The 22,857-nt window shown below is 40.2% G+C and carries 21 protein-coding genes; 15 read left to right on the top strand and 6 right to left on the bottom strand.

From position 1 onward, the window contains the following. Positions 1-3: 3 nt before the first annotated feature. Positions 4-744, top strand: a complete 741-nt coding sequence (locus EFT72_RS11310; RefSeq protein ID WP_124067026.1) for a GNAT family N-acetyltransferase — start codon at positions 4-6, stop codon at positions 742-744. Here the strand turns inward: EFT72_RS11310 and EFT72_RS11305 are convergent. Beyond that, positions 686-1,387 (bottom strand): hypothetical protein, encoded by a 702-nt coding sequence (locus tag EFT72_RS11305; RefSeq protein WP_124067025.1) that lies wholly within the window; start codon positions 1,385-1,387, stop codon positions 686-688. The two genes, EFT72_RS11310 and EFT72_RS11305, sit on opposite strands and share 59 nt — an antisense overlap. Before the next feature lie 171 nt (positions 1,388-1,558). Between EFT72_RS11305 and EFT72_RS11300 the strand changes: the two genes are divergently transcribed. Next, entirely contained in the window at positions 1,559-2,317 is a 759-nt protein-coding gene (locus tag EFT72_RS11300; RefSeq protein WP_124067024.1) for a YesL family protein, read from the top strand. Positions 2,318-2,480: 163 nt separating this feature from the next. Further along, complete coding sequence (locus EFT72_RS11295) at positions 2,481-3,068, top strand: (p)ppGpp synthetase (protein WP_124067023.1); 588 nt, start codon at positions 2,481-2,483, stop codon at positions 3,066-3,068. Positions 3,069-3,120: 52 nt separating this feature from the next. On the opposite strand, the gene EFT72_RS11290 is transcribed toward EFT72_RS11295, so the two are convergent. Beyond that, complete coding sequence (locus tag EFT72_RS11290) at positions 3,121-4,332, bottom strand: ammonium transporter (protein ID WP_124067022.1); 1,212 nt, start codon at positions 4,330-4,332, stop codon at positions 3,121-3,123. A 141-nt stretch (positions 4,333-4,473) separates the two neighbouring features. After that, positions 4,474-4,812 (bottom strand): P-II family nitrogen regulator, encoded by a 339-nt coding sequence (locus EFT72_RS11285; RefSeq protein WP_124067021.1) that lies wholly within the window; start codon positions 4,810-4,812, stop codon positions 4,474-4,476. Between the two features lie 280 nt (positions 4,813-5,092). Here EFT72_RS11285 and ispE point away from each other — a divergent pair, with 280 nt between their 5' ends. The 8 genes from ispE (at position 5,093) to EFT72_RS11245 (ending at position 14,315) form a co-directional block, all read left to right on the top strand. Beyond that, positions 5,093-5,998, top strand: coding sequence for a 4-(cytidine 5'-diphospho)-2-C-methyl-D-erythritol kinase (gene ispE, locus EFT72_RS11280; RefSeq protein ID WP_164473137.1), 906 nt, complete (start codon positions 5,093-5,095; stop codon positions 5,996-5,998). Then, a complete protein-coding gene (locus tag EFT72_RS11275; RefSeq protein ID WP_124067019.1) occupies positions 5,988-6,662 on the top strand; it encodes a GntR family transcriptional regulator in 675 nt (224 codons plus the stop codon). Before ispE ends, EFT72_RS11275 begins: the two co-directional genes overlap by 11 nt. Before the next feature lie 13 nt (positions 6,663-6,675). Beyond that, on the top strand, positions 6,676-6,867 hold the full coding sequence (locus EFT72_RS11270; protein ID WP_124067018.1) for a hypothetical protein: 192 nt from the start codon (positions 6,676-6,678) through the stop codon (positions 6,865-6,867). A 133-nt stretch (positions 6,868-7,000) separates the two neighbouring features. Continuing rightward, entirely contained in the window at positions 7,001-7,609 is a 609-nt protein-coding gene (locus EFT72_RS11265; protein ID WP_124067017.1) for a TetR/AcrR family transcriptional regulator, read from the top strand. Between the two features lie 39 nt (positions 7,610-7,648). Continuing rightward, on the top strand, positions 7,649-8,779 hold the full coding sequence (locus tag EFT72_RS11260; RefSeq protein ID WP_124067016.1) for an efflux RND transporter periplasmic adaptor subunit: 1,131 nt from the start codon (positions 7,649-7,651) through the stop codon (positions 8,777-8,779). A 12-nt stretch (positions 8,780-8,791) separates the two neighbouring features. Next, positions 8,792-11,839, top strand: a complete 3,048-nt coding sequence (locus EFT72_RS11255) for an efflux RND transporter permease subunit (protein ID WP_124067015.1) — start codon at positions 8,792-8,794, stop codon at positions 11,837-11,839. Between the two features lie 123 nt (positions 11,840-11,962). After that, on the top strand, positions 11,963-13,111 hold the full coding sequence (locus EFT72_RS11250) for a TolC family protein (RefSeq protein ID WP_124067014.1): 1,149 nt from the start codon (positions 11,963-11,965) through the stop codon (positions 13,109-13,111). 4 nt (positions 13,112-13,115) lie between these two features. Beyond that, positions 13,116-14,315, top strand: coding sequence for a TolC family protein (locus EFT72_RS11245; RefSeq protein WP_124067013.1), 1,200 nt, complete (start codon positions 13,116-13,118; stop codon positions 14,313-14,315). Here the strand turns inward: EFT72_RS11245 and spoIIR are convergent. Further along, on the bottom strand, positions 14,293-14,943 hold the full coding sequence (gene spoIIR / locus EFT72_RS11240; protein ID WP_124067012.1) for a stage II sporulation protein R: 651 nt from the start codon (positions 14,941-14,943) through the stop codon (positions 14,293-14,295). The genes EFT72_RS11245 and spoIIR overlap by 23 nt on opposite strands. A 95-nt stretch (positions 14,944-15,038) precedes the next feature. Between spoIIR and EFT72_RS11235 the strand changes: the two genes are divergently transcribed. The 3 genes from EFT72_RS11235 to EFT72_RS11225 are packed head-to-tail and all read left to right on the top strand — an operon-like array spanning position 15,039 to position 17,393. Further along, complete coding sequence (locus EFT72_RS11235; protein ID WP_124067011.1) at positions 15,039-16,097, top strand: D-alanine--D-alanine ligase family protein; 1,059 nt, start codon at positions 15,039-15,041, stop codon at positions 16,095-16,097. Positions 16,098-16,116: 19 nt separating this feature from the next. Further along, positions 16,117-16,935 (top strand): glutamate racemase, encoded by an 819-nt coding sequence (murI, locus tag EFT72_RS11230; protein WP_124067010.1) that lies wholly within the window; start codon positions 16,117-16,119, stop codon positions 16,933-16,935. A gap of 11 nt (positions 16,936-16,946) precedes the next feature. Then, entirely contained in the window at positions 16,947-17,393 is a 447-nt protein-coding gene (locus EFT72_RS11225) for a DUF1934 domain-containing protein (protein WP_124067009.1), read from the top strand. Between the two features lie 65 nt (positions 17,394-17,458). On the opposite strand, the gene EFT72_RS11220 is transcribed toward EFT72_RS11225, so the two are convergent. Both EFT72_RS11220 and EFT72_RS11215 read right to left on the bottom strand, forming a co-directional pair. Next, complete coding sequence (locus EFT72_RS11220) at positions 17,459-18,079, bottom strand: superoxide dismutase (protein WP_124067008.1); 621 nt, start codon at positions 18,077-18,079, stop codon at positions 17,459-17,461. A gap of 237 nt (positions 18,080-18,316) precedes the next feature. Next, positions 18,317-18,766: a hypothetical protein gene (locus EFT72_RS11215; RefSeq protein ID WP_124067007.1), complete on the bottom strand. Its 450-nt coding sequence runs from the start codon at positions 18,764-18,766 to the stop codon at positions 18,317-18,319. Positions 18,767-18,973: 207 nt separating this feature from the next. Between EFT72_RS11215 and EFT72_RS11210 the strand changes: the two genes are divergently transcribed. Beyond that, the gene (locus EFT72_RS11210) at positions 18,974-22,846 is read left to right on the top strand and encodes a DNA-directed RNA polymerase subunit beta (protein WP_124067006.1); all 3,873 of its coding nucleotides are present in this window, start codon (positions 18,974-18,976) and stop codon (positions 22,844-22,846) included. The last annotated feature ends 11 nt before the right edge of the window (positions 22,847-22,857 follow it).

The raw sequence follows: 22,857 nt of genomic DNA, 5'->3' as shown, positions 1-22,857 counted from the left end.
GAGATGATATGGGAACGGGAGATTGACGTAGAAGGAAAGACCTACCGTGTTACCATATCCGATGAATATGAGGCCCTGTGTTCTGCCGTTGCAGAAGGCAGGGCTGTTATTGGTTTGTGGGACCGGAATCAGAAAAACCAGTGTCTTTCTATGGCATTATATCTAGTGGAATCCATGGAGGATGTCAATGACTGCATTCTAGATCAGGCAGTTAGAAGAGCGATGGGAATTCCCTTTGAAATTGCACTCACCAGGCGACTTGTTATTCGGGAATTTGAACAAAAAGACAGGTTACTTTTGCCAGCGGAATTACAAATGACAGAGGCAGGAAGCATTGTTTGTGGGGAAGACACACTAAGAGATTATATCAAATATCAGTATGGGTTTTATGAATATGGGCTATGGGCAATCTGGGATAAAGATAGAAAAACGATTCTTGGAGTTGGTGGGATTTTTCCGATGGAATCTGACAACGAAGCGGTGTGGCAGAACCATTTAAATAAAAATGATACCCCGCTTGAACTAGGGTATCACATTTTTTCTCCTTATAGGAATCGGGGATATGGGACGGAGGCTTGCCGATCGATGTTATCCTATGCCTCTCGATTTACAGATCAAGTCTATGCAAGGGTGAGTGATGAAAATTATTTCTCTGTACGCCTTTTGGAAAAATTGGGATTTCATCTTATAGCCCGTACACATAACGAATTAGCTGGAGCGCAGTGTCTGTATGGGTGGAGTTAATTAAAACAGACAGAATTGGCTCCTTCATCCGAAGGCCGGTTTTTTTCAAAAAATCCGTATCCGTTAACTTTAGACCATAAGCGGCTGTTTCTCCAGTTTCCTGATTGGTTACAAGATAGAGATTATCCTTCACCTTGTCATAGACATCAGGGGGAAGCAGTTCTTTGAAATCGTAGAAGCCTCCCATCTGTCCAAAGTGATCGATGCTATCTTCTTTTGCAATCATGACATCGAGTTCTTTGCTTGTAATCATGGCAGACAGTTTAGCCATCTCTGCATAGGTGAATTCATTCATCTCGGATTCATCAAAACTCAAAGACATGGTATGGTCCACATCGATTTCAACCTCCTCAGGCAGTTCAATGTACTGACGAAATCCCGGATCAAAATATTCACCGACCAGATCCTGTTGGCTGTCGGACTGGCTGTTTAATATGACGCAAGAAAGCGCTGTCTCGTGTCGGTTGTTTAAAACAGCAGAACCGATGGAAACGGCAAGGGACACGGTTACGATAACACCAATGATGGGAATTTTATAATATTCCCATATGTACCACATCTTATTTTTGAAAGTCATATCTTTCAGTTTCTTTTTTTCTTCTAGTAGGGTATCTTTGAACTTTTTGTCTTCGTAAGGGGTCATATCTCACGCCTCTTTCCTTGTGTAATTACTACCAATGAACTGATTATACCACAGGATCTACGAAATACATCCTTAATAATTATAAAAATTAATAAAAAAATCAAGAATATTTGCTTTTTATTCACATATCCGCTATAATAACTTTGACTCTATAGAGAAGGGGAATGACATATGTTTTCTGGTTTATTTAATTATGATAATCCGGTCTGGCGCTTTATTGGTAAATTTGGAGATCTGATTATACTAAATATTTTATGGTTTATATGCAGTATTCCCATTGTTACCATGGGGGCATCTACGACAGCGGTGTATTATGTAACACTGAAACTTGCCAGAGATGAGGATGGATATACCATCCGATCTTTTTTTAAGTCGTTTAAGGAAAACTTTAAGCAGGCCACTTTGATCTGGCTGATCTTATTGGTGCTGGGCGCTATTTTGGGAGTGGACATGTATTTCTTTACCCGTTTGTTTACAGGATCGACGGTGGTTAAGACGGTTATGCTTACCATATTCCTTGCGATGGGGCTGATTTATCTGGCAGTTGCGACGTACATATTTCCGCTTCAATCAAGATTTTACAATGGGATTCGACGGACGTTTTTTAATGCATTTTTTATGTCACTTCGTCATTTATTCCGTACCATTGGAATTATTGTAATTGATGGAGCATTGGTGGCAGCAGGATTTGTGTTCTTGATTCCACCTGTTTTAATGGTATTTATGCTTTTTGGATTTCCATTGGTTGCATTCATAAATTCTTATATGCTGACTCCGGTATTTGATCGGTATACACCAAAAGAGGAGCGGAGCGAGGACGACGAGTTAAGACCGTTGTTTGCAGAGAATGGGGATGAACCGGTAAACAGCATTCTTTTAGCAAAAGGGGATGAACACAAAAACGAGAAAGATACCAATGAATTAAAATAAATTTTTGCTTTGAGTGGGCCAGAGATTGCAAATGCAGTTTCTGGTCTTTTTGATTTTAAGTTAAATCAAAAATGGAACGTGCGAATTTATAGTTTGGACACGATATGGACACAAAAAAAGGATATACTAAAGGTTCAGGATGATAGATTTTTGGAGGTGGAATATGACCGAAGAAGAATACCTCAGTTTTATTCAGCCCTATGAAGATGCGAGACAAAATATCCAGGTGAGAGTGGATGTACTTAATAATGATTATAGAAGGAAAGAACATAATTATCCAATCCATCATATTCAACACAGAATCAAACAGAAGAAAAGTATCGAAAACAAATTGTTAAGAAATGAGCAGGATATAAGTACAGAGGCGGCTAGAAATTACCTGACTGATATTGCAGGAATCCGGGTGATTTGTTACTTTGTGAGAGATATTTATTCCATTGTCTGCCTGCTTCGAAAACAGACGGATATCGTATTAATTAAAGAGCGCGATTATATTAAGAAGCCAAAAGAAAACGGATATCGGAGTTATCATATTGTATTTGGGGTTCCAGTATACCATACAGACGGCATGGAGTATTATCCAGTAGAAATTCAGCTTCGTACTATGTCCATGGATCTTTGGGCAAGTCTGGAACACAGAATCTGTTACAAAAGAGAAAAGAAAGAAAGAGCAGTTGAGGAATTGAAGCTGTACGCAGATGCACTAAAAGAAATCGAAGAGAAAATGGAGTTCTTATCTGATTCTACATAAAAAGTCCCGGCAGTTCCTGCCGGGACTTTCGTAAATAATAAGAGCTGATTTATTATTTGTCAATGCGGAATCCAGAGTATGCAGACATGCCGTGCTCGTGCAGATCCAGCCCATCGATCTGTTCTTGATCGGAAACTCGAAGCCCCATGGTTTTCTTAATAATTGTAAATACAATGAAAGCCATAACTCCAGCATAAGCCATAACAGCTAATACACCGATTAGCTGTGGAAGGAAAGAAACCCCTTCTCCAAATACGCCAGTAAGGAGTGTTCCAAGGAGTCCGCAGCAGCCATGAACACCAATCGCACCGACGGGATCATCGATCCGAACTACTTTGTCAATAAATTCGATTGCAAGTACGACTACAAATCCAGCAATTGCACCTATGATTATTGCTTCATATGGAGTAACGACATCGCATCCTGCAGTAATCGCCACCAGCCCAGCTAGAGCACCGTTTAAAGTCATAGATACATCAGGTTTTCCATATCGTTTCCAGGTGAATAGCAATGTAACTAAAGTGGCTGCAGCGGCTGCCAGATTGGTTGTCATTGCAATGTCTCCAAGGGTTGTGGTCGCGGCAGTGGTAGAACCACAGTTGAAACCAAACCAGCAGAACCAGAGAATAAATACACCAAGTGCTCCAAGAGGAATGTTGTGGCCGGGGATTGCGTGTGGTTTTCCGTCTTTGTCATATTTTCCAATTCTTGGACCAACAATTTTAGCACCGACGAAAGCACAAACACCACCTACCATATGAACTGCAGTGGATCCGGCAAAATCATGAAATCCCAGATCTGTTAACCAGCCGCCTCCCCAGATCCAGTGTCCAGTGACTGGATAAATCAGAACGCTGATACAGGCAGAGTAAACCAAGTAAGAAGAAAATTTGGTACGTTCTGCCATGGCACCGGATACAATGGTGGCAGCGGTTGCACAGAATACGGTGTGAAATATCATAAATACAGCAATCGGAAGCCCGTTAAACATGCCATCGCCATCGGCGAGAGAATAAGGAATTAAAAATCCAGAGCCTCCAAAGAATCCAGCGATACTGGGTCCGAACATAAGCGGAAAACCCAGCAAGAAAAAGCCAAGGGATCCAAGGACAAAGTCCATCATGTTTTTCATGCAGATGTTACCAGCATTTTTAGCCCGGGTGAAGCCAGATTCAACCATTGCAAATCCTGCCTGCATAAAATAGACTAAAAATGCACCTAGCATCGTCCACATAATATTTATTAATAATGTTGTATTATCCATAATCATAACTCCTCCTGATTTTTATAATGGAATGTACGAAATGCCAAATAAAAAAGGGATAACCGCTTAAAAAAGCGATTATCCCCATTGATAATTGATTTCATTCCGTATTAAATTAAGAAATACTCTGCATACTTTTTACTACAGAGCTTCGCGACCGTGTTCCCCGGTGCGGATTCGTACTGCTTCTTGAACATCGTATACAAAGATCTTACCGTCTCCGAATGTGCCGGTGTTAATTTCTTCAACAACTGCTTCGATAATCGGGTCAGCCAGTTCTTTTGGTACCACAGTCTCGACTTTAACTTTAGGGAGTAGGTTTACATTATATTTGGTACCCCGATACATCTGAGTGTAGCCCTTTTGATTGCCATATCCCATGACGTTACTGATCATAAGACCATTGACCTTGCAGCCTTCCAGAACTGCTTTTAAGTCTTCAAGCTTCTCTGGTTTAATGATGATTTCCAGTTTTTTCATACAGCACAACCTCCTTGATTTAATAACAGCAAAAGAGGGCAATTCCAGTCTTGGAACGCCCTCGTTCGGTATATGAACATTATACATTTCTCACAGCATTTGTCAAATAAAAAAATAAGGCATAAAAGTTATTTATATTTGTGAAATATTAACAAAATTAAGGCAATATAAAAGAGATAAAACTCTTGTGCTTTTCCCTTTTTCGGTATATAATAAATACTGTATACAAAAAAATCTAAAAATACAATCCAAAAATCAGAAAAGTGAGGGATGGATGCCTATGATTCGACATCTTGGGTTAAAAGCCTATGGGAAGATTAATCTGGGACTTGATGTTTTGGGTAAGCGAAAAGATGGCTATCATGAAGTGCGTATGATCATGCAGACCGTGGGTCTTTACGATAAAATCGACATTTACTTAAAAGAAACACCAGGAATTGAAGTAATTACTAATTTATTTTATCTGCCTGTCAATGAGAATAACCTGGTTTATAAAGCGGCCAGACTTTTAATGGATGAATTTCATATTAATCATGGAATCCGCATTCATTTAAAAAAGTTTATCCCTGTTTCTGCTGGAATGGCAGGAGGAAGCAGTGATGCAGCAGCGGTATTATTTGGTGTCAATAAGATGTTTGAGCTGGGACTTTCCAAAGAACAGTTAATGAAACGAGGGGTAAAGATCGGAGCGGATGTTCCTTATTGTATTATGAGAGGAACTGCGTTATCAGAGGGAATTGGAGAGATATTAACTCCATTACCGGATATGCCACAGTGCAAAGTCCTCATTGCCAAACCCCTGGTTAGTGTATCTACGAAGTTCGTCTATGAACATCTTGATTTGGCTGGACTGAAAAAAGAAGATCATCCAGATATAGATGGAATGATAAGTGCCATTAAAAAACGTGACATTTATCAGGTATCCAACCGACTGGGAAATGTACTTGAAACAGTTACCATATCTGAATATCCGGGCATTTCAAGAATCAAAGATAAGATGAAAGAACTAGGAGCAGTCAATGCCATTATGAGCGGAAGCGGACCCACCGTTTTTGGGATTTTTACAAGTGAGAAATCAGCTGAGAATGCTTATGAAGAAATGCGTTACGGAAAAAGCCGGAATTTGGCAAAGCAAGTATATTTAACTAATTTTTATAATACCAAGGAGGTTACCAATGGGGAATGATTTAAAGGTTAATATGAATGAATATCTGCCACTGAGAGATGTGGTATTTAATACTTTGAGACAAGCAATTTTAAAGGGTGAATTAGAGCCAGGAGAGCGTTTGATGGAGATTCAGCTTGCCGACCGTCTTGGAGTTAGCCGTACCCCCATTCGGGAAGCCATTCGAAAATTGGAACTGGAAGGTCTGGTTCTTATGATTCCACGAAAGGGAGCAGAGGTTGCTAAGATTTCAGAAAAAAGCCTTCGTGATGTTTTGGAAGTACGCAGATCATTGGAGGAACTTGCCATTGAACTTGCCTGTCAGCGTATGACGGTAGAAGAAGTAGAAGAGTTACAGGCAAAGCAGGACTTATTTTCCAAAGCTGTATTATCCGGAAGTTCCATGGAGATCGCAGAAACAGACGAAGCGTATCATGATATCATTTACAAAGGAACCTGCAATGAAAAACTAGTTCAGATCATTAATAATTTACGGGAGCAGATGTATCGTTATCGTTTGGAATACATAAAGGATGAGGATAAACGTCAGGTATTATTACTGGAACATGACAATATCTTAAAAGCGGTAAGGAATCGAAAAGTTGAAGATGCAAAGGAAGCGATGAGAGAGCATATAGATAATCAGGAGATTACCGTGTCAAAAAATATTAAAGATAAGGAATAGAAAGCGAGGGCATATGACATTTAAAGAAAAATATTTAACAGGTGAAATTGAATTTGAAGCGATTGACGACTGGATCGAGGAGTGGAATAATAGCAGTACAGCAGAAACACTTGCTAAGTTTCTTGGCTTTAATGCAGAAGAAGAAGACTTATGGATTGAGGAAAGCGAGGAAGCCTTAAAAGAATTCTTAGACCAGAAAAAATAAATTAAACTGAAAAATTATAAAATAAATATAACCTTTCTTGACAAGGTGACAACATGTCACTATAATAAGTGACATGTTGTCACCTTTTTGCATTGGATTATTGAAAGGGACACAGGAAAAGAGAGGTGAGAATATGCCATCGGAACGTTTTATTAACTTGTCTGAGGGAAAAAAACACTTGATTTATGATGCAGCGATGGAAGAATTTATCCGAGTTTCCTATGAGAAGGCTTCTATTAATAAGATTATCCAAAGGGCAGGAATATCGAGAGGTAGTTTTTATACTTATTTTACCGATAAGAAGGATCTACTCGGTTATATTATAAGTGAGGAAGCAGAGCGTTTACGGGTTTTCTGGCTGGATTGTGCCAAAAAGAACCAGGGGAATTTATGGAAAACTTCAGAAGCTTTTATGGATTATAGTATTGATCATTCGAAAGAGAGAATGCCTCGACTAGTACATAATATCTTAGATATAGAAAAATTGTATGGTGAAATTCATTACTTAAGAAACTGCAATGATCATCAATTGACGTTATTGATTGAGACCCTATACCAAGCAGTAGATAAGACTGAATTTAAGGATCAGGGGATTGAGACATTTAGTAAAATATTATCTATGATACTTGTTTCACAGGCTGAATGTATCAGTTGGTATTACTATCATTTGGAAGACAAGGAAAAAGTTAAGGAATTATTCCGTGAAAAATTAGAAATTCTACAATATGGAATTTGTAAATAACAACTAAAATCTTAGTAGAAGCGAGACAAGGAGTTCATTATGACAAAAAGAAAGATACTTATAATTGCAGGAGCTGTTATAATCGTAGCTGTTGTAGCAGGACTTGTGATTCCTAAAATATCAGGATGGAACAAAGATGAAATTGTAGCTGTTGTACCACCTACTGTAACGATTGGTAAGCCTGAAGTACGGAATATCGAACTGACAAGTGAACTTATGGGTACCATTGAACCTGACAGCATTGTATACGTAAAGCCTCTCGGTTCAGGGGAAGTGATCGGAATTCAAGCAAAGACAGGTGATGTGGTAACAGCAGGTCAGCTTCTATGCGAAGTTGATACCAAACAACTAGAGTCATCAAGAATTACAATGGAGACGACTAAGATTGGTTATGAAGATGCGAAAAAGAATCTAGACCGTTATTCCGTACTCTATGCAGCAGGAGACGTAGCAGAAGCAGATTATCAATCTCTTCAGGATAAAGTAAAGACAGGAAAGCTTCAATATGAAAATGCGCAAATTGCTTATAATAACCAAATGGAAAGCAGTAAGATTACAGCTCCTATTTCTGGAAGAGTAGAAAGCTTTCAATTAAGCTTGCATGATATGATCTCTCCTCAGTCAACGGTTTGTGTAATCTCCGGAGAGGGAGGAAAGGCAGTTACTTTCTATGTTACGGAACGAGTTATGAACGGATTGAATCTAGGGGAACGGATTCGTATTGAAAAAAATGGATCTGACATAGAAGGAACCATAACTGAAAAAAGTACCATGATTGAAAAGGAAAGCGGATTATTCAAGATGAAAGCATCCATTCCGGAAGGATCCAATTTGGCAACTGGTACATCGGTGAAACTAAACGTTGTCTCCCAGAAGGCGGAAAATGTACTAACCGTTCCTGTGGATTGTGTTTACTACGAAGGCGGAATCCCCTATATTTACTCTTATAAAGATGGAACCGTTCATGAAAACGCTGTGACAGTAGGCTTGTCAGATGAAGCATACTGTGAGGTAAAAGAAGGGATTGTGGCTGACGATGAAATCGTTACAACATGGTCCAGTGAATTATACGATGGATCCAAAGTAAATGTATCGAATAAAGCCACAGAAGATTCTGCAAAAGAAACCACAGAAGAAACCACAGAAGAAACATCTGAGCCAGCACAATAAGGAGGCAGCAATATGGGAATTACTAAATTTGTTTTAAAAAGACCCGTAACCGCTGTTTTGGCTGTTTTGTGTCTATTGGTTTTTGGTTTATCTTCCGTTTTGTCTTCTAAGATGGAACTGATTCCAGAAATGAATTATCCGATGCTTTTAATCAGTAGTACCTATGCTGGTGCAAGTCCGGAAGATGTAAATGAACTGGTTACGAAACCCATTGAAGATTCCGTTGGAACACTTTCTGGAATAAAAAATGTTCAAACTAGTTCTCAGGAAAATGTATCCATCGTTATGCTGGAATACCAATATGGCTCTGACATGAATAAGGCTTATTCGGATTTGAAAAAGAAAATGGATAATATAAAACTGCCGGATGATGTGGATGCCCCAACTGTAATGGAATTTAACTTAAACGAGATGCCTTCCGTTACCTTGTCTGTGAATGATTCAACTCAGGATAACCTTTATAATTATGTGAATGACAAGATTGTACCAGAGTTTGAAAAAATATCTTCCGTTGCAAGTGTTAATGTAAGCGGTGGACAGGAAGGATATATCAGAGTTCGTCTCATTCCTGAAAAGTTAAATCAGTATCATCTGACCATGGACTCTATTGCTCAGGCAGTAAAAGCGGCAGATTTTACGTATCCAGCTGGAAGCACGGGAGTAGGGAAAAGAGATTTATCTGTAAGTACCGGTGTTGATGTAAAAACGGTTGAGAACTTAAAGAAGATACCAGTCGTAGCCGGAAGTGGGAAGACCATCTATCTGGAAGATATTGCTGATATTACAGAAGCTTCGAAAGAAAAGAAAAACATTGGCCGTTATAATGGGGAAGATACCATTACACTTTCCATTAATAAACAGCAGAAAGTAAGTGCTGTGGACGTTTCTAAGGCGGTTAATAAAACCATTAAAACCCTAAAAACAGAACATCCAGGGCTTGATGTGATTGTGGTTGATGACAACAGCAATCAAATTACATCGGCACTAGGGAGTGTTACGAAAACGATGATTATGGCTATCATTGTTTCTATGATTATCATCTTCCTGTTCTTTGGTGACATTAAGGCTTCCCTGATTGTAGGAAGTTCGATCCCTGTATCGATCCTGGTATCGTTAATCTTTATGTCAGTTATGGGCTTTTCATTGAACATAATCACAATGAGCAGTATCGTTCTTGGAGTAGGCATGATGGTGGATAACTCCATTGTTGTACTAGAAAGCTGCTTTCGGGCACAAAAAGGGACGGGATTTAGGGAATACATTGAGGCAGCACTAGATGGAACAAAAACCGTGTTACAATCCATAATGGGCGGTACCATAACCACTTGCGTTGTTTTTATTCCCCTGGCATTGTTAGAGGGATTGACGGGTCAGATGTTTAAGCCGTTGGGATACACCATTGTATTCTGTTTGCTTGCTTCTTTCCTTTCTGCTATCACCATCGTTCCATTGTGTTACAGTCGGTTCCGCCCCGTAGAGAAAAACAATTCTCCAATGAGTGGGATCGTAAAAATATTGCAGAATGGTTATCGTAATATTATTGATAAACTCCTGGACAGACGAGCACTGGTTATGGTTTTTTCTGTGCTTTTACTGATAGCCTCTTTTCTATTAGCTGGTAAACTTGGTTTTGAGTTGATGCCAAGTGTAGATGAAGGAACTGTTAGCGTAAGTGTTGAGATGAGACCAGGCCTTAAAGTAGAAGAGGCAGATACGATTTTAAAACGAGTCGAAAAAATTGTGACGAGTGAGGAAGATCTAAAATCATATCAAATAAGTTATGGAAGCAGTGGCTTAAGCTTTAGTGGAGGCGCCAAAGGTTCCTTGACTGCTTATTTAAAGGATGGGAGAACACTTAGTACCAAAGAGATTGTAGACAAATGGAAGAAAGAGATGAATCAGCTTCCGGATTGTAATGTTACGGTCCAGTCCTCTTCCAGTTCTAGTATGAGTGGCAGCAATTCAAGCCATGATTATGAAGTGATTCTTCAAAGTGCCCAATTAGATAAATTAAAAGAAACGTCAGCAGAGATTGTAAAAGAGCTGTCGGGACGGGATGACTTGATTAAAGTGCATTCTGATATTGAAAATGCGGCACCTGTCATTAAAGTTCGGGTGGATCCGATCAAAGCGGCAGCGGAGGGAATTGCACCAGCCAGTGTCGGTGGAATGCTTAACCAGATGCTAAGTGGTGTTAAGGCGACAACTATGGACGTAAAAGGGGAAAATGTAGATGTATTAGTGGAATATCCGGACGATACCTACGATACCCTCGATAAGGTAGAGGGGATCACCATTCCCAAAGCGTCAGGCGGATATACGGCTCTTACTGATATCGCAGATATTGGATATGAAGACAGTCCATCTGCCATTGCAAGAAAAAACAAACAATACATGGTTACCATAACAGGATCCTTTACTGATATAGTTAAAAATAAAGCAGAAGGAAAGAAAGTTATTGAGGATATTAATGAACAGGTAATAAGCAAGCACTTAAATGGAACGATTTCAAAATTAAAAAATAGTGAAGATCAATCCATGGCAGAAGAACTGGGGAATTTGTTAAAAGCAATTCTCACAGCAATCTTTTTGATATTTATAGTTATGGCAGCCCAGTTCGAATCTCCTAAGTTTTCCTTTATGGTTATGTCTACCATACCGTTTAGTTTGATCGGTTCCTTTGGATTTTTAGCGGCCGCAGGAGTTGCCATCAGTATGCCCACAATGCTGGGATTTCTAATGCTGGTTGGTACCGTGGTAAATGCAGGTATTTTATATGTAGATACAGTAAATCAATATCGAGAGACTATGGATAAACGTACTGCACTGATTGAGGCTGGAGTCACCCGACTTCGTCCGATCCTTATGACAACACTTACCACCGTAGTTGCTATGATTCCAATGGCGATGGCGATTGGAAGCAATGGAGAGACGATGCAGGGGCTTGCGCTTGTCAATGTAGGCGGTTTGACCGCTTCCACTATACTTTCTTTATTGATGCTTCCAATTTATTATTCTTTGATGAGTGGAAAGCTAGATAAAGCGGAATTGCCAGATTAACCCAAGTGGGATCCTTTTATAGGATCCCCCATTTGGAGGAATGTGGTTTTGTATTTCTATGACAGATATGGTAAAATGAATAAATAGATAGTGAAGTAAGGATTCGGTGAAGGAGGATTAGGAATGAGACAATGGAAACGGATGGGAATCTGTATGATCGCGACGGTACTTTCGGCTTCTGGACCGGGGATCACAGCATGGGCGGGGAGTCCTGAATTTGCACGGACTCCGGAAGTATGGGCCAAGCTTAGAGATAATGTAATGGAGTATGACGAACTAGCTGATTTGATTCACGAATATAATGTGACGGTACAGAAAAATCAGCTAGATATTAATGATAAGAAAAAGGATGATCTGATAACCAGTGATGATTATGCCCAACAATACCGGGACGCGGCCTTTGATACTAGAAATAATATCTCGGGGGACAATCCTATCGCGGATGCCCAAAGTGCAGTGAGTGCGAAACAAGCAGATGAAATGGCAGATAAAAACGTACAAGATATTACGGTTTACCAGTTGACTCACCAGCAGGAAGAGGCAAATTTGGTGGCTTCAGCACAGAACCTTTTGATCTCTTACTTTCAAAAATCGTATGAACTAGAATCTGCAAAGAATAGTTTGGAGCTGCAACAAGCAGTCTATCAGGCAACATTGGCGAGACAAGCCGCAGGGACGGCAACTCAGATTGATGTATTGGGTGCTCAAGAGAGTATGCAGAATACACAGACGTCCATAGATAAACTGAAATCCACAATAGAGGAGACAAAACAGAAGCTCTGTGTGATGTTAGGTTGGAAGTACAACGCTTCGCCTGAGATCAAACAAGTACCCGAAGTGGATATGGCACGACTGGAATCCATGAATCCTGATACGGATAAGGAAACGGCGCTAAATAACAACTTTACTCTTAAGATTAACAAACAGAAACGGAAGAATGCCACTGCAGACCTTACAATTCAGACATTGAATCGTACGATTGCAAGCAATGAGCAGAATATAAACGCAGATGTGGCAAAAGAATATCAGGCAGTTTTACAGGCAAAAGCAACCTATGAGCAGGCTGTTGCAGAAGATACTTTGGAAAGCAAAAACATGGCTACAGCAGATCTAAAACTTCAAGTTGGAAACATCAGTCCACTGGACCATAAGAAACAACAAAATGCTTATATCACAAAATCCATTGCTGTAAAGACTGCAGAACTCGATTTATTACAGGCTGTCCAAACCTATGAGAATGCGGTAAATGGGCTGGCTTCAACAGGAGGCTGATAAGATGAAAAAGAAATGGATGAAAGGATTTACACTGGGTGTTGTACTTACAATGCTTACAAGCATTACAGCCTATGCCGCCGGACCAGGTGAAGAGAAAAACCCCATTCCAGAAGGTGTTTCACAGGAACAGTGGAATCGGCTCAACGATCAAACCATTGAATTTGATGAGCTTCCGGATCTGATTGCTTATTTTAATCCCAATATGAAGAATACCTCAGATACTATAAACGATTCTCTGGGAGACTTAAAATATCAGGAAGAACGTATGCGGAATCAGATTCGAGATCTGCAGATAGATGCGGATAACTTAAAAGACTCTGATGCGATAAACACAAAAGATGGAATGGAACAGTACATGATCTTGAATATGACGGTGAAAGATTTAAAAAGCAATGCTTACAAGATGGGAAGGCAACTAGAATATATGAACCGCTCCGATTCTTCCCTCAAATCGAATCTTGTCTTTGCGGCAAAAAACTACACTTATTTTGCGAATCAGATTATGATTGGTTATCAGAGTGCGATTGCCAATCAGGCGATGATTGAAAAAATGGTAGAATTAAGCAATGCAGCATATGAAGCGCAGAAGTTAAGTCAGGGACTTGGTATGGCAACGGAAGCAGATGTGTTGTCTGCTCATAAGGATTTATTGTCAGCCAATGGTGCGCGTTTGAAAATAAACAGTACGGTAGATAATCTGCGCCAATCTCTTTGCCTTATGACAGGGTATTCAGAAGACGCGGCTCCCACAATCGGAGATCTGCCAAACATTGATGACAAAATATTAGAAGCGATTGATCTGGAAGCGGATACAAAAAAAGCAATCGGGAATAATTATGACTTAATTTCCCTCCGTCACAGCGGGTCCAATCACACATCCACTGGAATGAAGAATCGGGATTCCAGTGTCTCAGAAGCAGAACAAAACATTATCATAACCATGCAATCCTATTATCAGGCATTGATGCAGGCAAAGTCTTCCTATGATGCGTCCTGTACTGCATTTGAAAAAGCAAGACTTGAGATGGAAAAGGCAGAGCGTTCCAAGTCGGAATTAATATCGAACATTCAATATTTACAAGCACAGATGACATATCTACAGGCCCGTGGGGAAAAAGAGAGTGCTTATAACACCATGTTTCAAGCCTATGACACCTATCAATGGGGAATCAAAGGGATTATTGTTTCCGGGAATCAATAGGAATCTTTTTTTCAGTAATAAGATCCAGTAATTTGATTCGAATGTGGATTTTTGGTTTCTCCATCTTAAGCTTTTGATAATCAGCAGCATCAATGGATTGTTTTAATATCTGCTTTGATGAATCGGGGACCACTGCATAGGATGAATCAACAAAACATAGGGGAGGATAGAGGACACACCACCAGTTGTGTCCTTTTCCTTTGCCTATGATTACCCGGACGGCTTCGTAGGTTCCACATGGAAACACCATATCTCCATACGTTTTGGTGGGAAAATAACAGGTAGTTAATTCTAGGTTTGCATGATAATTGTATCCAAATCGTTCCATAAAGCGTTCTGCTTTTTTTTCTAGTATGTATTGATGAGAACGGACGAAATCTTTTGTCTCTTCTAGGGAAGCATGCTCTCCCATATCCTCATAAATGGTATTGAGCAGCATGGTGCGTACCTTTAATTTTAAACTCTGGTCTTCACTGGTGTTACTGTTTGCAAGGACATGAAAACGCAGAATATCAGGTGCGATTCGTGCGGCAAGTGCTTCGTCATTGGTTCTTTCATTGGTAAGAGTTAGTATAAATGCAAGAAATAGGCATGTAATACATAAGAATAGATCGCGTTTAATTTTCATTCTAGGTTTCTCCTTTTTGGAATCTATTTGTAATTGTAACCATATGTGTTATAATATAAACGCTATAAAAAAAAGAAATTGGTAAGGAGATCGGAATGAAGAAAAACACAGTCGTTGTATTGTATGGCGGACAGTCATCGGAGCATGTGGTCTCCTGCATGTCTGTCATCAATGTAATTGACCATATCGATCAGGAGAAATATGATTTACTCCTCATAGGAATCACCGAAGAAGGGCATTGGATTAAGACAGATTCTGTGAATCAAATCAAAGATGGGACTTGGAAGAATGGGAATGTAACCGCTATTTTATCCCCAGATGCCTCCATGAAGTCGGTTGTACTGTTGCATGGAGAGAAAGCGGAGATGATTCATGTAGATGTAGTATTTCCGGTATTGCACGGGCTTTTAGGAGAGGACGGTACCGTACAAGGGCTTTTGGAATTATCAAAAATCCCATATGTAGGCTGCGGTGTATTGGCTTCTGCGATTTCTATGGATAAACTATATACAAAAATTATTGCAGACCATCTGGGCGTAACACAGGCCGATTACATACCAGTTTATGGTTATGAATTAGAGAAGATAGATCCGATTATTAAGAAAGTGGAAGAGAAGTTTCACTATCCAGTCTTTGTAAAACCCTCCAACGCCGGCTCTTCCAAAGGAGTCAGTCGTGCTGGAGACAGAGAGGCACTTATAAAGGCGTTACAAGAGGCTTCTAAATATGATCAGAAGATTCTAGTAGAAGAAATGATTGTAGGCAGGGAGATTGAATGTGCGGTATTGGGGGGAGGGAATACTCCTGTAAGAACCTCTGGCGTAGGAGAAATTTTAGCGACAGCTGAATTTTACGATTTTGATGCCAAGTATCATGATTCCAGTTCCAAAACCGTCCTTAACCCGGACCTTTTAGAAGGTACAGCAGAGGGTATCCGCAAAACAGCAGAATCCATTTTTCGGGCGGTCGATGGTTATGGACTGTCAAGAGTGGATTTCTTTGTGAAAGAAGATGGAACTATCGTATTTAACGAGATTAATACCATGCCTGGTTTTACTGGAATCAGTATGTATCCCATGTTATGGGAGGAAGCTGGAATCAAGAAAGAGGAACTGGTTGATTCGTTGTTGGAGCTTGGAATGAACAGAGTTTAGATAAAGAGGAGAAGATACGATGGCAGATAGAAATTCTCCCATAGGAGTCTTTGATTCGGGAGTCGGCGGACTTACGGTGGCACGGGAGATTATGCGCCAGATGCCGGAAGAAAAAATTGTTTACTTCGGAGATACGGCAAGAGTCCCGTACGGCAATAAATCTTGTAATACTGTAATCCGGTTTACCAGACAAATCATTCGTTTTCTTATGACGCAAGATGTCAAAGCAATCGTCATTGCCTGCAATACAGCCACTGCATACGCCCTTGAGGCGGTGGAAAAGGAACTAGATATCCCGATTATTGGTGTGATTCATGCAGGGGCGAAGACAGCACTGGATGCGACGATAAATGGAAAGGTCGGAATCATAGGAACAGAAGGAACCATAAGAAGCGGAGTGTATACCCGGGTTATGAATCAGATGAAAAAAGAGGTTGAAGTGATTGGAAAACCTTGCCCATTGCTTGTCCCCTTGGTGGAAGAAGGGTTAATTCATGATTCCGTGACAGACGAGATTGCATCTCGTTATCTAAGTGAATTAAAAGGCAAATATATTGATACCCTCATACTAGGGTGTACCCACTATCCGCTGCTTCGTTCCACAATTGCAAGATTGATGGGACCAGAAGTGACACTTGTGAATCCAGCTTACGAGACTGCATTGGAATTAAAACAGATTTTGACGCAGAACAGGCTTTTGTGCGAACAGGATCAGGGACTATCAGACAAATATCAGTTTTATGTCAGTGATCTGGCAGATAAATTTACTGATTTTGCAACATCGATTCTACCTGGTCAGGTGAGAGAGTCCAGGCAAATCAATATTGAGGATTACTAAAGGAGTTAGCGATGACTAGAGACGTTCTGATCAGCATCAAAGGGATGCAGATTGCAGAGAAAGATGATCAAGAGGTTGAGATGATCACGGCAGGGGACTATTTTTATAAAAATGACATTCACTACATTCTATACGATGAGGTACAGGAAGGATTAGAGGGTGTCATTAAAAACACCATTAAGGTCCAAAAATCCGGTCTTGATATCATCAAACATGGAGGATCTAGTGTCCATATGACATTTGAAAAAGAAAAAAAGAATCTATCCTGTTATGCAACTCCTTACGGAGAATTGATGATAGGAGTTAATACCAATGATATTTTGGTAGAGGAAGATGAGGATAATTTAAAAGTACAAGTGGCATATTCTCTTGATATCAATTATCAGCATATGTCAGAGTGCAACATTGTACTGGAAGTTCGCTCTAGAGCAACCGCAGATATTCATTTGTTGAACTAAGAAGAAGGCATACTGCCAATTGGAAGTATGCCTTCTTTTTAAATTAAATGAACCCTCTTTTTTGATTACCCTCGAGTCGCATTGCTATAGTTAGCAGCCACTGCTTTCCAGTCCACAACTTCAAAGAACGCTTTGATGTAATCCGCTCTCAGATTCTTGTATTTGAGGTAATAGGCATGTTCCCAAACGTCAATTCCAAGAATAGGAATCACCCCACTGCCATCCATCAACGGATTATCCTGGTTCGCACTTGATGAGAGATGGAGATTCCCGCTTCGATCGGTAGACAACCAACCCCATCCAGATCCAAATTGTCCAGCCGACAGTGCGCTTATCTTATCTTTAAAATTACCAAAGCTTCCGAAAGCCTGGTCAATGGAAGTTTTTAAATCACCAGTTGGTTCGCCTCCTCCTTGAGGGCTCATGATTCCAAAGTATAAATTGTGATTATAAAATCCACCTCCATTGTTTCGTATGGATTTTCTTAATGCTTCGTCAGAGACACGATCTAGGGAGGAGAGGAGAGAAGTAATTTCCTTATCTTCCACACCTGCTTTTTTTGCAGCATCATTTAGATTTTTTGTGTAGGCTGCGTGATGCTTTGAGTAATGAGTTTCCATGGTAAGGGCATCAATATAAGGTTCTAAAGCTTTATAGTCATATGGTAATTGTATTTGTTGAAACATAGTAGTTCTCCTTTCATATCCATTCATTTATTTATATAAGAGTTATGATTTGATCATTGGTTAGTGATAACTAACTTGTTGTAACTTCATTATAGCATAGATTATGCACTTGTCAAGAGATTTGTCTGATATTTTATTGCATTTATAAAAAAAGAAAAACAAAAAAATGCCTATAGGCGAATTGACTCGCTCTATAGGCATTCTACACGTAATTTTCCGGTGATAGATATCACTTTTCTATTTACCGCTCTTTTTAAACCTGTCCCAAAACGGTTTCTTTTTTGGCGCCTGTGGGACAGCTTTGCCCCGAATGTTTTTGATCTCGGTTATGTAAATACCACTTACCACAACCTTAGCTTCTGTCTTAATGGGAAGGACATCAAAAACTTTTGCATCAGCAATCAGTGTCATCACCTTTGGACCAACCTTTGCCTTTACAATGGGCAGTTTGGTACGGCGCATATACTTTGGTGTCTGTTCATACACAAGCTTGGGAAGCCCAGCATCCTTTAGTTTCAATTTCTTTTTATCGATTACCAGCATAGATACGGTCTGTGCGGCAGCTTCCATAGCCTGCTGCTGTTCTACTTGACGCTTTTCCAGCTTTTTTCCGAGAAAATAAAGGACTGCCAGAACCACAACTACGATGAAAAGAATCACTAATAATACGTTTAAAAATGTGTTCACCGGGAATACCTCCAATAGTTCGTTTTATAAATTGGGCCTATCTTTTATAGTATAGCACGCTTTTATTGGAAATACAAGTAAAAAATGCTTGACACCTTGACAGTGCTATGATATTATGGAATGTGCACTATTGTGGCTTTGTGTGCCTTAAAGGGACATTTATGCCCAAAACAGAAATTTTAGAAAGAAAACAGGGGTGAAACGTCAATGGAAAAAAGCAGAATGCGTCCGGTTCCAACCGGTAAGAGCCTGAGAATGAGTTTCTCAAGACAAAAAGAAGTGCTTGAGATGCCAAACCTGATTGAGATTCAAAAGAATTCCTATCAGTGGTTCCTTGATGAAGGATTGAAGGAAGTCTTTGAAGACATCTCGCCGATTGCAGACTTTGCGGGACACTTAAGTCTTGAATTTGTTGATTTTACATTATGTAAAGATGACATCAAGTACACAATAGAAGAATGCAAAGAAAGAGATGCTACTTATGCAGCGCCTTTAAAGGTAAAAGTAAGACTTTGCAATAAAGATAAAGATGAAATTAATGAACATGAGATCTTCATGGGTGATCTTCCGCTTATGACAAGTACCGGTTCTTTCGTAATTAACGGCGCCGAGCGAGTTATTGTAAGCCAGTTGGTACGTTCCCCAGGTATATATTATGGTATCTCACACGATAAAGTAGGAAAAGAACTTTATACCTGTACGGTGATTCCGAATCGTGGTGCATGGCTGGAGTATGAGACGGACTCCAATGATATTTTCTACGTGCGTGTTGATAGAACCAGAAAAGTTCCTGTAACCGTGTTGATCCGCGCGCTTGGTTATGGCACCAATGCTGAGATTTTAGAACTCTTTGGTGAAGAACCTAAATTATTAGCCAGCATTGGTAAAGATACATCAGATAATTATCAGGATGGACTTTTGGAGTTATATAAAAAGATACGCCCAGGTGAGCCTTTGTCTGTTGATAGTGCGGAAAGTTTATTAAATAGTATGTTCTTCGACTCAAGACGGTATGATCTGGCTAAGGTAGGACGCTATAAATTCAATAAAAAGCTTCATTTTAAAAATCGCATTACCGGTCACATACTCGCAGAGGATGTAGTGGATACGACTACCGGCGAAATTTTAGCTGAGGCAGGAACGACAGTAGACAAGCAGCTTGCAACGGACATCCAGAATGCGGCTGTTCCTTTTGTTTGGTTAGAGGGTGTAGAACGGAAACAGAAAGTACTTTCTAACTTAATGGTGGATCTGGCTTCTTATGTGGATTTTGATCCAAAAGAAGCAGGGATTTCAGAATTAGTATTCTACCCTGTGCTAGAAAAAATCCTGTCAGAAGTTGGAAATGAAGATATAGAAGCATTAAAAAAAGCGGTTCATCGCAATGTCAATGAATTGATTCCAAAGCATGTTACAAAAGAAGATATTCTTGCTTCCGTTAATTACAATATTCATTTAGAGGAAGAAGTTGGCAACGCAGATGATATTGATCATTTAGGAAACAGAAGAATCCGTGCGGTTGGTGAATTGTTACAGAACCAGTACCGGATTGGTCTTTCCAGAATGGAACGAGTGGTTCGCGAACGTATGACTACTCAAGATATGGATGGTATAACACCACAGTCCTTGATTAACATTAAGCCAGTTACTGCGGCAGTGAAAGAATTCTTTGGAAGTTCTCAGTTGTCCCAGTTTATGGATCAGAACAACCCACTTGCAGAGCTTACCCATAAGAGACGTCTTTCTGCCTTGGGACCTGGAGGTCTTTCCAGAGACCGTGCCGGATTCGAGGTACGAGATGTTCATTACACCCATTATGGTCGTATGTGCCCAATTGAGACTCCTGAAGGTCCAAATATCGGTCTGATCAACTCTCTGGCAACCTATGCAAGAGTGAATCAGTACGGATTTGTAGAAGCACCTTATCGAGTTGTAAATAAAAGTGATATTGACAATCCGGTAGTAACCGATGAAGTGATTTATCTGACTGCAGATGAAGAAGATAACTTTGTGGTTGCTCAGGCGAATGAGCCAATCGATGAGAATGGACATTTTGTTCATAAAAATATTTCTGGACGTTATCGGGAAGAAACTTCTGAGTTCCAGAGAAAGAACATTGATCTGATGGACGTATCGCCTAAGATGGTGTTTTCTGTAGCAACAGCAATGATTCCTTTCCTTGAGAACGATGATGCGAACCGTGCGCTTATGGGATCAAACATGCAGCGTCAGGCGGTTCCACTTCTTACAACCGATGCTCCAGCGGTAGGTACAGGAATGGAAACTAAGGCTGCCGTCGATTCCGGTGTTTGTATGGTTGCTAAAAATCCAGGGGTAGTAGAACGCTCTGCTTCCAATGAAATTATTATAAAGAGAGACTCAGACGGTGGGAAAGATGTATATCGTCTGACAAAATTTAAGAGAAGCAACCAATCAAACTGTTATAACCAGAAACCCATTGTCTATAAGAATGAACATGTGGAAACTGGCGATGTGATTGCAGATGGTCCTTCCACCCAAAATGGTGAGATTGCACTTGGTAAGAATCCGTTGATCGGATTCATGACTTGGGAAGGTTATAATTACGAAGATGCGGTTCTTCTAAGTGAAAGACTGGTTCAGGAAGATGTTTATACCTCGGTTCACATTGAGGAATATGAGGCAGAGGCTCGTGATACCAAGCTGGGGCCGGAAGAAATTACCCGAGATGTACCAGGAGTAGGAGAAGAAGCCTTAAAAGATTTGGATGAAAGAGGCATTATTCGAATCGGAGCGGAAGTTCGGGCAGGTGATATTCTGGTTGGGAAAGTGACTCCGAAAGGGGAAACAGAACTGACGGCTGAGGAAAGATTGCTTCGCGCTATATTCGGTGAAAAAGCCAGAGAAGTGCGTGATACATCTTTGAAGGTACCTCATGGAGCTTATGGAATTGTCGTAGATGCAAAAGTGTTTACAAGAGAAAATGGGGATGAGCTTTCCCCAGGAGTAAACCAGACAGTGCGTATTTACATTGCACAAAAGAGGAAAATCTCTGTTGGTGATAAGATGGCTGGACGTCATGGGAACAAGGGTGTTGTATCCCGCGTGCTTCCTGTAGAAGATATGCCATTCTTACCAAATGGTCGTCCTCTGGATATCGTATTAAACCCACTTGGTGTACCATCTCGTATGAACATCGGGCAGGTACTTGAGATTCATTTAAGCCTTGCAGCCAGAGCACTTGGATTTAATATATCAACTCCGGTATTTGACGGGGCAAACGAGAATGACATTATGGATACCCTGGATGTAGCCAATGACTATGTTAATTTAACATGGGAAGACTTTCAGGAGAAATATAAAGGAACTTTAGAATCCAAAGTGATTGATTATCTGGGCGAACACCTAGATCATAGAGAACTCTGGAAGGGAGTACCGATTAACCGTGATGGTAAAGTACGCTTGCGGGATGGCAGGACTGGAGAATTCTTCGACAGTTCAGTTACCATCGGACACATGCATTATCTGAAACTTCACCATTTGGTTGATGATAAGATTCATGCCCGTTCTACTGGACCATATTCTCTAGTTACTCAGCAGCCATTAGGTGGTAAAGCGCAATTTGGTGGTCAGCGTTTCGGAGAGATGGAGGTTTGGGCACTGGAGGCTTATGGTGCTTCCTATACCTTACAGGAGATCATGACAGTGAAATCCGATGATGTGGTTGGACGTGTGAAGACTTATGAAGCAATCATAAAAGGAGAGAATATCCCAGAACCGGGTATTCCAGAATCCTTTAAGGTACTTTTAAAAGAGCTTCAGTCCCTGGCACTGGATGTAAGGGTGCTTCGCGATGACAATACAGAAGTTCAGATTTCAGAAAGTACAGAATACGAAGAAACAGATTTAAGATCTATCATCGAAGGCGACAAACAGTATCGAAACGAAGAATCCTTTGGAAACCTTGGTTTCCAGAAACAGGAATTCAAAAACAATGAACTGGTCAATGTCGATGTCGAAGAAAAAGTGGTTGCAGTGGGTGTCGAAAATTCTTTAGTAGAGAACGATGACGTAGATTTTGACGATTCAGACGAAGAATAATAGAAGGGAGA

It is taken from the genome of Clostridium sp. E02 (genome assembly GCF_003833015.1).
Classification (GTDB): domain Bacteria; phylum Bacillota; class Clostridia; order Lachnospirales; family Lachnospiraceae; genus Lacrimispora.
This window is presented reverse-complemented; position numbering and strand designations above follow the sequence as displayed.